Raw genomic sequence first — 13,970 nt, 5'->3', positions numbered from 1 at the left:
TCCTTAACGTTTGGCTTGCCAGATTCGCTGTTGGTAATCACGAATTGAACGGTCAGAACTGAACATTCCTACCCGTGCAGTGTTAAGAATGGTACGGCGGGTCCATTCGTCTTTATCGCGGTACAGGGCATCGATTTGTTTCTGCGCCTGACAATATGAAGCAAAATCAGCCAGTACCAGATAAGGGTCACCCCCTTCCAGCAAGCTATGCAACATCATGTCAAAGGCATGTTTATCACCATCGCTGAACGCCCCACTGGCTAACTCATCCAGAATGCTTTTCAGGTGTGCATCAGTTTTCAGGTATTTTTGCGGCTTATAACCTTTCGCCAGAATAGCTTTTACTTGCTCAACCGTGTTGCCGAAAATAAAGATATTCTCGTCACCCACCTGCTCAGCAATTTCTACGTTGGCACCGTCTAAGGTACCCACCGTCAATGCGCCATTCAGTGCCAATTTCATGTTACCAGTACCAGAGGCTTCTTTACCGGCGGTCGAAATCTGCTCGGACACATCGGCCGCTGGGATCATCAATTCTGCGACTGAAACCCGGTAGTCAGGGATAAAGACCACCTTCAGACGATCTTTCACGATCGGATCGTTATTGATCTTCTCAGCCGCCTGATTAATAGCATAAATAATGTTCTTGGCTAAATAGTAACCCGGCGCTGCTTTCGCACCAAACAGGAATACGCGCGGTGCAATATCCAACTGCGGATTGTCACGAATTTGACGATACAGCGAAAGAATATGCAACAGATTCAAATGCTGACGCTTATATTCATGCAACCGCTTAATCTGCACATCAAAGATGGCATTCGGGTTAATGGTGATCCCCATAACACGTTGAATATATTCAGCGAGCTTAACTTTGTTGTCATATTTAATCTGCTGATAGCGTTGGCAAAAATCCTTATCTTCAGCAAAAGACTCAAGCCCGGCTAATGCATCTAAATTATTCGCCCATTCCACTTTTAAAGTGTCATCAATCAAAGTAGAAAGTGCGGGGTTACATTGCTTCAACCAGCGGCGCGGGGTAATACCATTAGTAACATTGTGGAATTTATTTGGCCATAATTGATAGTATTCCGGGAACAGATCTTTGATAACCAGATCTGAGTGCAGCTGTGCGACACCGTTGACAGCAAAGCCGCTGACCACACACAGATTGGCCATGCGCACTTGCTTGTTATGGTGTACTGCCAGCTTAGCCCACACCTCGTCATTTCCCGGCCATTGCTTATCGACCAACTTTTTAAACTGCACATTGATCTGCTTGATGATGACAAAATGGCGAGGCAACAGGCTGCGGACCAGTCTCTCATCCCAGCACTCAAGGGCTTCTGGCATCAGGGTATGGTTAGTATAGGCGAAGGTTTTGCTGGTAATGGCCCAAGCGGCATCCCAATCCAGTTGATGCTCATCCAGCAGCACCCGCAACATTTCAGGGATAGCGATAGTTGGGTGAGTATCATTCAGCTGAATCACTTCGTAGTCTGGCAACTCAGCCAGCTTACGGCCCGCCAGATGATGCTTACGCAAGATGTCGGCAACAGAACAAGCACACTGGAAATATTGCTGCATCAGGCGCAGGCGCTTACCGGCCAGATGGTTGTCATTCGGATACAACACTTTGGTCAGCTTTTCTGCTTCAACACCATTTTTCTCTGCAAGCAGGAATTTACCGTCATTAAAGTTAGTTAAATCAAATGGATGTTGATGGGTGGCTTGCCATAAACGCAGAGGTTGCGTGACACCATTGCGAAAGCCCAATACCGGTAAATCCCAAGCTTCACCGCGAATAGTAAAATCTGGACGCCATAACTGGCGGCCATCAGCTTGTTTCTCCAGCTTGCCACCAAAACCGACATCAACAGCCAGTGCAGCATTGTGCCGGAACCACGGGTAGCTCTCGCGCTGCCAGTTGTCTGGCGCTTCTTGCTGTTTACATTCACTGAAAGATTGGCGGAACAGGCCGTATTGATAATTCAGGCCATAACCGGTAGCCGGCTGCTCAACCGTCGCCATTGAATCAAGGAAACAAGCCGCAAGACGCCCCAAGCCACCATTGCCCAATGCCGGGTCAGTTTCCTGCTCCAGCAGGTCACTGAGATTAACTTGCTGCTCCGCTAGCAGAGCCTCCACTTGGTCATACCATCCCAGGTTAATCAGGTTATTTGCCGTTAAACGACCAATTAAAAACTCCATCGAAATGTAGTTAACATGGCGCTGTATTTTTTTGGCTTTACCTGGTGCTGGCTGAGCCGACAATTGTTCGGCTAAGGCTGCGCTGACAGCTTCCCACCATTGGTGTTGGGTCATTTGCTGAGCGGAGGTTAAGCCAAAGCGCTGCCACTGGCGGGTCAGTGCGGCCAGAAAATCGTCCTTTTTAAGCATAGGCTGTGACATAGGGAAGTCTCTATCCTGTGAGTGGGGTAATTTTACCCTTATCCTGCCAATGAGAACGGACAAGAGCATCATCCTGCTAGGGGATTAGCTGGGGATGAGTCGCAGGGCGTAGCTAAAATTGTGATCCGGTGCAACTTACAGCCATAGGAAACATTAACTCTATTGCAATAATATGGCCGTTATCAGACCTTAGCAGTGCTGATTAATTACGAGGCTAAAAATAATTACTCTTATGAATGCCTGTAACATTTCACTACAAATGGACATATCAATCGTCAGGACGTCTTCTCACCGGATCTCTTTTAAACCGGACACAGCATGCTGATTCCATCGAAACTGAGCCGCCCGGTACGGCTGCAAAATACCGTGATACGCGACCGCTTGTTGGTTAAGTTATCAGGTGTCGCAAACTATCGTCTGACATTAATAAATTGCCCGGCTGGGTACGGCAAAACAACCTTAATCGCTCAGTGGGCCGCAGATCAATCAAATCTCGGTTGGTATTCTCTGGATGAAAGCGACAATCAGCCAGAGCGTTTCGCAACCTACCTGATCGCCGCCATACAATTGGCGACCGGCGGCCATTGCAGTAAAAGTGAAGCACTCAGCCAAAAACATCAATACGCCAGCCTTTCTGCGCTGTTTGCACAACTATTTATCGAGCTTTCCGATTGGCATGGCCCGCTTTATCTGGTCATTGATGATTTTCATCTGATCACCAATGATGCCATTCATGAAGCTATGCGTTTCTTCCTGCGCCATCAGCCGGAAAATTTAACGCTGATCTTGCTGTCCCGCACCTTGCCACCATTGGGTATTGCTAACCTGCGGGTGCGCGACCAACTGTTAGAGTTGGGGATGCAGCAACTGGCATTTAATCATCAGGAAGCGCAACAATTTTTTGACTGCCGTCTGCCTGTGCCACTGGAGCAAGGGGATAGCAGCCGCCTGTGTGATGAAGTTGAAGGCTGGGCGACCGCCCTGCAACTGATTGCGCTCTCCTCGCGTCAGCCCAACTCCTCGGCGCAAAAATCGGCAAAACGTCTGGCCGGACTGAATGCCAGCCATTTGTCGGATTATCTGGTCGATGAAGTGTTGGATCAGGTTGATAGTGATTACCGCGCCTTCCTACTGCGCTGCTCAGTATTGCGTTCTATGAATGATGCTCTGATTGTACGCCTGACCGGTGAAGATAATGGTCAACAGCGGCTGGAAGAGTTAGAGCGCCAAGGGCTATTTATTCACCGCATGGATGACAGTGGTGAATGGTTCTGTTTCCATCCATTATTTGCCACTTTCCTGCGCCAGCGCTGCCAATGGGAATTGGCACTGGAACTGCCGGATTTACACCATGCGGCAGCTGAGGGTTGGATGGCGCTGGGTTATCCGGCTGAAGCTATCCATCATGCACTGGCCGCGGGCGATGTCGGCATGCTGCGTGATATTTTACTGCAACATGCCTGGACGCTATTTAATCACAGTGAGTTGGCACTACTGGAGCAATGTCTGGTCGCCCTGCCCTATTCGCTATTGGTGCAAAACCCTGAACTGGCCTTGCTACAGGCTTGGCTGGCACAGAGCCAGCACCGCTATGGCGAGGTCAATACACTGCTAGAGCGCGCAGAATCAGCCATGCAGGAACGAAAAATTCCTATCGATGAGATTTTACGTGCAGAGTTTGATGCGCTACGCGCCCAAGTCGCTATCAATGCCGGTAAGCCGGATGAAGCTGAAAAGCTGGCAACGGATGCCCTGAAGTACCTGCCGATGGCGAATTTTTACAGCCGGATTGTTGCCACCTCGGTGACTGGGGAAGTTCACCATTGCAAAGGGGAACTCAGCCGGGCGCTGCCGATGATGCAACAAACTGAGCAAATGGCCCGTCGGCACGAAGCCTATCACTATGCTTTATGGGCGTTATTGCAACAAAGCGAGATTCTTATTGCGCAAGGGTTCCTGCAAGCCGCCTATGAAACACAAGATAAAGCCTTTGATTTGATTCATGAACAGCATCTTGAGCAGTTGCCAATGCATGAATTCTTACTGCGTATTCGCTCTCAAATTTTATGGTCGTGGTCGCGACTAGATGAGGCCGAAGAAGCGGCACGTAAAGGTATCGAAATTCTGGTCAACTACCAGCCACAGCAGCAATTACAGTGTCTGGCGATGCTGGCAAAATGTTCGCTGGCCCGAGGGGATCTGGATAATGCCAATATGTATATTCAGCGCTGCGAAGCATTGCAACATGGCAGCCAGTATCATCTCGACTGGATAACCAATGCTGATAAACCACGGGTTATTCACTGGCAAATGACCGGAGATAAAGTCGCCGCAGCCAACTGGCTACGTCAGGCAGAAAAACCCGGCATGGCTGATAACCACTTTTTGCAGGGCCAGTGGCGCAATATTGCCCGGATACAGATTATGTTGGGCCGATATAATGAAGCAGAAGTGGTGCTGGAAGAACTGAATGAAAATGCCCGCCGCTTGCGTTTAACCAGTGACCTTAATCGTAATCTATTGTTAAGTAACATTCTTTACTGGCAAACCGAACGTAAAAGTGAAGCACAAAAAGCGCTGATTGAGTCACTGTCATTAGCCAATCGCACCGGTTTTATTAGCCACTTTGTGATTGAAGGTGAAGCAATGGCACAACAGCTGCGGCAACTGATTCAGCTAAATGCATTGCCCGAGCTGGAACAGCATCGTGCCCAGCGCATCCTAAAAGACATTAATCAGCATCATCGGCACAAGTTCGCCCATTTTGATGAGATCTTCGTCGATAAGTTGCTGACTCACCCACAAGTGCCAGAGCTTATCCGCACCAGCCCGCTAACCCAACGCGAATGGCAGGTGCTGGGGCTGATTTACTCTGGCTACAGTAATGATCAAATCGCGGGTGAGCTAGAGGTGGCGGCCACCACCATAAAAACACACATACGTAATTTGTATCAAAAACTGGGGGTCGCCCATCGGCAGGAAGCCGTGCAGCAAGCACAGCGATTATTACAAATGATGGGGTATGTTTAAGTTGCAGGGCGAATACGCCCTGCTTTTTATCTGTTCTATAATGATGAGCTGGCTCTCTAGGTTAGGATATTTTCGCTCATATCAATGATCTTTTCACAATATTCACGAAGAATATTAATATTACTTATCTCTCTATTAATTCTTTCGCTTTCTATTTTCGCTTCCCTACCCACAAAATAATTCCCTTCTTCCCTCAATGCATTAACAATCAAATCAATATATTTTATTCTTTTTTCTGGATTATTAGGATCGTGTATTTTAGTAATTATATTTCTTTTGATAGCATCTAAATCATTAGAAATTAAAATAACCTGTTCCTGATCAAATGCAATATCAATTTCATTATGATAAAGTAACTCTGCATTCTTCAACATATCGCTTAAATGTTGAGACGTGGATGCTGTACTTCCCTCACCTGAGGTTATTTCAACCGCCATCATTCTTATGATGTTGTCACATTGAATTAATAGATTTAATTTTTTTATCTCTGTTAATATTGGTTCAATATAAATACGCCGATCCTGTCGATCATAATGCGGGTAGTCCCCTTTTAGGATAGTATTTAATTTATTATCAATATTTGTCATTGCTTTAGTGAGTTCAGAATATGGACAAAGGGTAAAGTGACTATTAATCTTGAAGTTACTAGCACTTGCATTTATTTGTGCACCATATTCAGCACGGGCATTCATTATTAATTGATGACCAACCTCTTTTAGGGATATATCTAATCGACAATGACCATCAACTCGAAAAATAAACCGTTCAATCTCACTGGTGTAGAGGTTAGTCATCAGAGTAGCATTATAACTTTTCTTATCATATTCATTAGCAACTGACCACTCATCAAAAAGTTTAATTAATTCATTCTTAATGAAAGCTTCTTTAGTTATTTCGCTATATGCTTTACAATTTTCAGAGGTAGAATTACCATTGTTTACTTTATCAGTCACTTCATAAATATTAAATGCTGAGTTTTTTATTATCTCTTCATCCGCTATTGTGAGCCAATACTGTTCAGGTTCTATTCTTAAAAACTTACCGCTACAAACGATCTCCAGGCTTTTTATCTTCTTATCATTGTTTTCGTAATGAATGAAAAAACTCATATTGCTTTTCAACTCAGCTGGCAATATTTTATCAAAAATAGTTAATATTTCCATTGGGCTATATGTTAGATGATTTTCATATAGGTGCCTATTCAGGTCAGATAGTGCATGACTTTTTGTATCAAGAAATAATAATTTCCTTACGAAATCTATAATCGCCTCTTTAATCGTCAATTGAGGTTTAAACGTCTCTGGACTATTTTGAAGGGAATTTATGTCATTAATATTTAACTTGTGGTTAGCAAAATACCCGGTTGTTATATCACCCATAATAAGTGCCTCTGAATCTATTTCAGATAAGACTACCCTTCACATCTAAAAATTCTTTTGTAAACTCGCTTAATTTATAAAATAGAAACATAGAGTGTGATAAACATAACCCTATATAACTTGTTGGTTTTTATTAACCAAAAATCGCTTACAATGACGTATAAATATGACTCATCTGCATTAGGGCAAAAAAATGGAGCAGTTTGAAACAATTAGCGTTGAGCAAGCGCATACCCGTTTGAAAGAAAACCAGGTCGTTTTAGTTGATATCCGCGATCCACAAAGTTACGAGGCAGGCCACGCACCAGAAGCATTCCATCTGACCAACAGCAGTTTACATACCTTTATGCAGCAAACCGACTTTGAACAACCGGTGATGGTGATGTGTTATCACGGAAACAGCAGCAAAGGCGCGGCTCAGTATCTACTCCAGCAAGGCTTTGAGGCAGTTTATAGCATTGATGGTGGGTTTGAAGCTTGGGCCAAAAACTATCCGCAAGAAATCATTCGTGAAAATGCCTGATCTTTATTGTTCGTTTATGCGCAGCTATTCGCAACGAACAAACAAATTATGATATTTTTAAGTACTTTGGTCGTATTCAGAATATCTATACCCAAAGTCATTGCAGTTGCGGGAAGGTAGCAAGTCAGTGATTAGAGTAACCGAGACCAGCCAATACAGCTGCAACTTGAAAGATGATGGGCATAGGCGGTAATAAAATATGATTCGTGTAATCGCAATATCTAATCTACGTCTGGCGCAGGCTTTTGTTGACTATATGGCCACCCGTAATGTGGCACTGGAAGTTCGGCCCGATACTCAGGGAGCTGAAATTTGGCTCGCTGACGACGAGCAATTGTCCTTGGTGCAACACGAATTAGAGCAGTTTTTACTGGACCCTCTCAATCCGCGCTATCAGGCGGCCAGTTGGCAATCGGGCAATCTGCACTCTAATTTGCCTTACCAGCGCTTTTCCTATCTCCAAACTATTCGTAGCCAGGCCGGGCCATTAACTCTGAGTGTCATGGTGCTGTGTATTGCCATCTATATTCTGATGCAAATGGTCGGTGATGCCGCAGTGATGTCTTGGTTGGCGTGGCCACGCGATAGCAGTCAATATCTGCAAATCTGGCGTTGGGTCAGCCATGCTTTATTGCACTTTTCACTGCTGCATATCCTGTTTAATCTGATGTGGTGGTGGTATCTCGCCGGGCAGATGGAAAAACGACTTGGCACCGGCAAGTTGCTGGTATTAACTATTGTTTCTGCCTTATTTAGTGGTTGGGGGCAATCACTGTTTAGTGGTGTGAATTTCGGCGGTCTTTCTGGGGTGGTCTATGCCTTAATGGGCTATGTCTGGCTGACCGGCGAACGCGCACCCGAGCGCGGTATCTCACTGCCGCGTGGTTTGATGGCTTTCTCTGTTCTCTGGCTGGTTGCCGGATATTTCGATATTTTAGGTCTGTCGATTGCCAATGCAGCGCATGTTTCAGGTCTGATTATTGGGCTACTGATGGCATTTTGGGATACGCGTAATAGCGCGAAAACCGCACAATAACTGCCTGGAACAACCAGGCGCATTAGGGGATTACCGTGAAGCAAACGCAGCGACATGATGCGATTATTGAATTGGTACGCCAGCAGGGTTACGTCAGCACTGAAGAGCTAGTGGAACATTTTGCCGTTAGCCCGCAAACCATCCGACGCGATTTGAATGATTTGGCAGATCAAAACAAAATTCACCGCCATCATGGTGGGGCGGCACTACCTTCCAGCTCAGTCAATGCGGCTTATAACGATCGTAAAGTGATGTGGTCGGAAGAAAAAGCGCGTATTGCCCAGCGCGTTGCCAGCCAGATCCCCGATGGCGCGACATTATTTATTGATATCGGTACCACGCCAGAGGCGGTCGCTCATGCCCTAATGAATCATAAGGGTCTGCGAGTGGTCACTAACAATCTGAATGTTGCCACCTTGCTCACAGCAAAAGAGGATTTCCGGCTGATTTTAGCCGGTGGTGAAGTCCGTACCCGCGATGGTGGGATTATCGGCGAAGCCACACTGGATTTCATTTCTCAATTCCGTCTTGATTACGGCATCCTCGGTATCAGCGGTATCGACATGGACGGCTCCCTGCTAGAGTTTGATTACCATGAAGTGCGGACCAAACGGGCGATTATCGAAAACTCCCGCTGTGTGATGCTGGTAACCGACCATTCCAAGTTTGGCCGTAATGCGATGGTGAATCTGGGGAATATGAATTTGATCGACTATCTGTTTACTGATCAATTGCCACCCGCCAGTGTGATGAAGATTATTGAGCAGCATGAAGTTCAATTAGAACTTTGCTGAAGCTTTAGTTTTCATATTAGTAAAGTTCAGATTATTGTTTCGGTTGATAATCGTTCAGTGGTCATCTTACTTTCATCACCTCAACCGAGCAGGAGGGCAAGCCGGCCCTCCTGCACCTGCGGCTTGCGCGAAATATTGCCCTACGGGTAAACCTTCTGCGTCTTTCGGGCTAACGAGCCAGCGCGATTCGCATCCATGCTCAAGCGCGCTTTTCGCGGGCGTCCATGCCCGCTCACTCTACCCTCCATCCTTGTCGGCAATATTCCTGATTGCGCTCAATATCAAAATCCAAAAACCAGGGTTTTGACCTTAATATTTAAAAGCACATTTGAGCAGCCGAGTGAAGAATGTAACTAGGGCAACCCGCCATGGACGGCGGGTTGAGGCGTCGTGAGCAGGGATGCGAATAAAGCCGTCCCGCCAGAGAAATGATGAATCGAGGGCACCCACGAAGTGGGCTAGCGATACGTGCGTAGGCGCGGGATTGTTAAGGGTGTGCGCTCACACACCCTTGACCGGTTGAGGCGGCGGAGATTAAGTGGACCATGAAGCTTTAACAACCGAACCGTTCACTAATCTCAATTCCAATTCCAATCCCCCCACATCTTGATAACAAAACTGTTACCTCCATCACGGGGGAATGTTTTTTTTTGGTTAACTCTTGGCTTGTTTGTTGGTTTTTGATTACAATCGTGAGCGAAAACGAACATTAAAGAGCTGTTTCGAACATCCGGAGGGAGTAAGCATGGAAACCAAAGACTTGATCGTGATCGGTGGCGGTATTAACGGTGCTGGCATCGCAGCGGATGCTGCAGGGCGTGGCCTGTCCGTTCTGCTGCTGGAAGCGCAAGACTTGGCCTGTGCTACGTCTTCCGCTAGCTCTAAACTTATCCACGGTGGCTTACGCTATCTGGAACATTATGAATTCCGTCTGGTGAGTGAAGCGCTGGCTGAACGTGAAGTCTTGCTGAAACTGGCTCCGCATATCGCCTTCCCAATGCGCTTTCGCCTACCTCATCAGCCCCATCTGCGCCCGGCGTGGATGATTCGTACCGGTTTATTCTTGTACGATCATCTCGGCAAACGTACCAGCCTGCCAGCCAGTAAAGGGCTGCGTTTTGGGCCAGAATCAGTATTGAAGCCAGAACTGGTGCGCGGTTTCGAATATTCTGACTGCTGGGTAGATGATGCCCGCTTAGTGGTATTGAATGCGCAAGAAGTGGTTGAGCGCGGTGGAGAAGTCCGTACTCGCACCAAAGTGACCCGCGCCTGGCGTGAACAAGGCCTGTGGATGGTTGAAGCCATTGATGTGAATACCGGCAAGACCTTTACTTGGCGGGCCAAAGGCTTGGTCAATGCCACCGGCCCATGGGTCAAACAGTTCTTTGATGACGGCCTGAAGCTGAAATCGCCGTATGGCATTCGCCTGATTAAAGGCAGCCATATTGTCGTCCCACGGGTTCACAATCAGCCGCAAGCTTATATTTTACAAAATGAAGATCACCGCATTGTCTTCGTCATTCCATGGTTGGATGAGTATTCCATCATCGGCACCACCGACGTGGAATATCACGGCGACCCGAAAGAGGTGAAAATTGACGACCAGGAAATTGATTATCTGCTTAAAGTGTATAACGACCACTTTAAAAAGCAGCTGGGCCGTGACGATATTGTCTGGACATACTCGGGTGTCCGTCCGCTGTGTGATGATGAGTCAGATTCACCGCAAGCAGTTACCCGCGACTACACACTGGATGTCGCTGATGAAGGCGGCAAAGCGCCACTGCTGTCCGTGTTTGGCGGCAAGCTGACCACCTATCGCAAGCTGGCGGAACACGCCTTGGAAAAACTGTCTGGTTATTACCCAAATGTCGGCCCTGCGTGGACGAAAACCGGCTCGCTACCGGGTGGGGATATTGGTGGCAACCGTGACAACTATACCGTGCAGTTGCGCCATCGTTATAACTGGTTACCAGAAGCTCTGGCACGTCGCTATACCCGCACTTATGGCAGCCACAGTGAGCTTATTCTAGCTGATGCCACCAGCATTGAGAGCTTGGGTGAGCACTTCGGTCATGGCTTATATGAAGCTGAATTACGCTATTTGGTCGAAAAAGAGTGGGTTGTCGAGCTCGATGATGCAATCTGGCGTCGTACCAAACTGGGCATGACCTTGGATGAGGCGCAAAAACAGCGTGTTGCTCAGTGGCTGGCAGCCGCGCAAGCAGAGAAACAGCAAACTCTTTCGCTGGTTTCCTGATAACACTGCGTTTTACCCTTCAACTAAAAACCCCCTCTTAGAGGGGGTTTTCTTGGCTCAATACTTATCTTAATTACAGTCGGATAGGCTTAATATGCCAAATCTCATCGGCATACTCTTCGATGGTCCGGTCTGAAGAGAAATACCCCATATTGGCAATGTTGAGCAACGTTTTGCGCGTCCATTCATCAGGGTGGCGATAAAGCGCATCGACTTTCTCTTGAGTATCCACATAGCTGCGATAATCAGCCAGCAATTGATAGTGATCCCCCAGATTGACCAGTGAATCAAACAGACTGGTATAGCGATTAGGCTCTTCCGGGCTGAAAGCTCCGGTCGCAATCTGTGTCAATGCCAGATGCAATTCTGGGTCGTCATCGTAATATTTCCGTGGGTTATAACCACTCTTCCGCAGCGCCTCGACCTGCTCGGTGGTGTTACCGAAGATAAAGATATTATCCTCGCCCACATGCTCAAGGATCTCGACATTGGCCCCATCCAAGGTACCAATAGTGAGCGCCCCATTGAGTGCAAACTTCATATTACTGGTACCCGAAGCCTCGGTACCCGCCAGCGAGATCTGTTCAGAGAGATCCGCCGCTGGAATGATCAACTGCGCCAAACTGACACTGTAGTTTGGGATAAACACCACTTTCAGCAGATTATTAATCCGCGGATCATTGTTGATCACCTTGGCTACATCATTGATCAGCCGAATGATTTGTTTAGCATTGTAATAAGCAGAAGCCGCTTTACCGGCAAAAATTACCACTCTTGGCACCCATTTTTCATCTGGTGCTTCAAGAATGCGGTTATAGCGGGTGATGACATGCAGCACATTCAGCAGTTGCCGTTTGTACTCATGGATACGTTTGATTTGCACATCAAATAGCGCCGCTGGGTTCACCACAATATTTAGCTTTTCAGCAATATAGGTCGCCAACCGTTTTTTATTCTCCAACTTGGCTTTTTGCAGCGCCTGTAAGAAGCTCGGGTAGTCGAGATTCTTCGTCAATTCACTCAGTTGGTCCAAATCAGTTCGCCAGTTATGGCCGATAGTCTCATCCAATACCGTCGCCAATGGTCGGTTAGCCAGCCCTAACCAGCGCCGCGGCGTTACCCCGTTGGTTTTATTACAGAAACGGTTAGGGAAGATGCGGGCAAAATCAGCAAATAACGACTGCACCATCAATTCGGAGTGTAGGGCAGAAACGCCGTTAACTTTATGGCTGGCAATCACCGCGAGCCACGCCATGCGTACCCGTCGGCCATTACTCTCATCAATGATCGACACCCGCGACAGCAGGCCAGGTTCGTTTGGATACTGTTCCTGCACCAGCTTGAGGAAATGGTCATTGATATCAAAGATAATTTGTAGATGCCGTGGCAGGATTTTGCCGATCATATCGATTGGCCACGTTTCCAGGGCTTCGCTCATTAGCGTGTGGTTGGTGTAAGAGAAAACTTGCTGCACCACATCCCAAGCATCCATCCAGCTAAACTTATGCTCGTCAATCAACAAGCGCATCATTTCAGGGATAGAGAGCACCGGGTGAGTATCATTCAGGTGAATAGCAATCTTATCGGCCAGATTGTCGAATGTCTGGTGCATCGTCCAATGGCGGCTGAGGATATCCTGCACCGTCGCGGAAACTAAAAAGTACTCTTGCCGTAAACGCAATTCGCGCCCGGAGTAAGTCGAGTCATCGGGGTATAGCACCCGCGATACGTTTTCTGAATGGTTTTTATCTTCAACCGCAGCAAAGTAATCGCCCTGATTAAATTTACCCAGATTGATTTCATTACTGGCCTGCGCAGACCATAAGCGCAATGTATTAGTCGCGTCTGTATCAAAACCAGGAATGATTTGATCATAGGCACAGGCGAGAATTTCTTCGGTTTCCAGCCAGCGGGTTTTACTGCCCTCCTGCTGAATACGCCCACCAAAACGCACTTTATAACGAGTATTGTGCCGTGGGAATTCCCAGGCATTGCCATATTCCAGCCAGTTATCCGGCGACTCCATCTGTTGCCCATTAACTATTTTCTGGCTGAACATGCCATATTCGTAGCGGATACCATAGCCACGACCCGGCAGGGCCAAGGTTGCCAGAGAATCCAGGAAACAGGCCGCCAGACGCCCTAACCCACCATTGCCTAAGCCGGGATCGTTTTCCTCTTGTAGCAATTCAGATAGATTAAGGCCCATCTCATCCAATGCTTGCTCGATATCTTCATAAATCCCCATCGATAACAGTGCATTAGAGAGAGTTCTCCCCAATAAGAATTCCATCGACAGATAATAAACCTGCCGGACATCTTGTGATAATTGCGCGCGATTAGAGCGCAGCCAGCGTTCGACCATCCGGTCACGCACAGCAAATAGCGTCGCATTCAGCCAATCATGCTGAGTCGCAATAGAAGGATCTTTGCCAACAATAAACATCAATTTGTAAGCAATAGAGTGTTTCAGCGCATCCACACTGACTACGGGTGAGGTATAACTGAACGGTGATGTCATAGCGGTTTTCCCAATTCG

The 13,970-nt window shown here is 47.1% G+C and carries 8 protein-coding genes; 5 read left to right on the top strand and 3 right to left on the bottom strand.

Features of this window, described 5'->3' with window-relative positions; genetic code table 11:
• Nucleotides 1–3 precede the first annotated feature (3 nt).
• Complete coding sequence (malP, locus tag N0H69_RS00855) at nucleotides 4–2,409, bottom strand: maltodextrin phosphorylase (protein ID WP_050111085.1); 2,406 nt, start codon at nucleotides 2,407–2,409, stop codon at nucleotides 4–6.
• Between the two features lie 318 nt (nucleotides 2,410–2,727).
• Between malP and malT the strand changes: the two genes are divergently transcribed.
• Nucleotides 2,728–5,439 (top strand): HTH-type transcriptional regulator MalT, encoded by a 2,712-nt coding sequence (malT, locus tag N0H69_RS00850; protein ID WP_050146053.1) that lies wholly within the window; start codon nucleotides 2,728–2,730, stop codon nucleotides 5,437–5,439.
• Between the two features lie 56 nt (nucleotides 5,440–5,495).
• Here malT and N0H69_RS00845 read toward each other — a convergent pair whose 3' ends face one another.
• The gene (locus N0H69_RS00845) at nucleotides 5,496–6,818 is read right to left on the bottom strand and encodes a hypothetical protein (RefSeq protein ID WP_050152326.1); all 1,323 of its coding nucleotides are present in this window, start codon (nucleotides 6,816–6,818) and stop codon (nucleotides 5,496–5,498) included.
• A 193-nt stretch (nucleotides 6,819–7,011) separates the two neighbouring features.
• On the opposite strand from N0H69_RS00845, the gene glpE reads away from it, so the two are divergent.
• The 4 genes from glpE to glpD all read left to right on the top strand — a co-directional run bounded on the left by glpE (nucleotide 7,012) and on the right by glpD (nucleotide 11,431).
• Nucleotides 7,012–7,341, top strand: coding sequence for a thiosulfate sulfurtransferase GlpE (glpE, locus tag N0H69_RS00840; protein WP_050123717.1), 330 nt, complete (start codon nucleotides 7,012–7,014; stop codon nucleotides 7,339–7,341).
• 199 nt (nucleotides 7,342–7,540) lie between these two features.
• Entirely contained in the window at nucleotides 7,541–8,377 is an 837-nt protein-coding gene (gene glpG / locus N0H69_RS00835; protein ID WP_050111090.1) for a rhomboid family intramembrane serine protease GlpG, read from the top strand.
• Between the two features lie 35 nt (nucleotides 8,378–8,412).
• Entirely contained in the window at nucleotides 8,413–9,171 is a 759-nt protein-coding gene (locus N0H69_RS00830) for a DeoR/GlpR family transcriptional regulator (RefSeq protein WP_050099532.1), read from the top strand.
• A gap of 745 nt (nucleotides 9,172–9,916) precedes the next feature.
• Nucleotides 9,917–11,431: a glycerol-3-phosphate dehydrogenase gene (gene glpD, locus N0H69_RS00825; RefSeq protein ID WP_050135307.1), complete on the top strand. Its 1,515-nt coding sequence runs from the start codon at nucleotides 9,917–9,919 to the stop codon at nucleotides 11,429–11,431.
• Nucleotides 11,432–11,504: 73 nt separating this feature from the next.
• Here glpD and glgP read toward each other — a convergent pair whose 3' ends face one another.
• Nucleotides 11,505–13,952: a glycogen phosphorylase gene (gene glgP, locus N0H69_RS00820; RefSeq protein WP_050110647.1), complete on the bottom strand. Its 2,448-nt coding sequence runs from the start codon at nucleotides 13,950–13,952 to the stop codon at nucleotides 11,505–11,507.
• Between the last annotated feature and the right edge of the window lie 18 nt (nucleotides 13,953–13,970).

The sequence above is a fragment of the Yersinia alsatica genome, from assembly GCF_025133195.1.
GTDB lineage: Bacteria > Pseudomonadota > Gammaproteobacteria > Enterobacterales > Enterobacteriaceae > Yersinia > Yersinia alsatica.
This window is presented reverse-complemented; position numbering and strand designations above follow the sequence as displayed.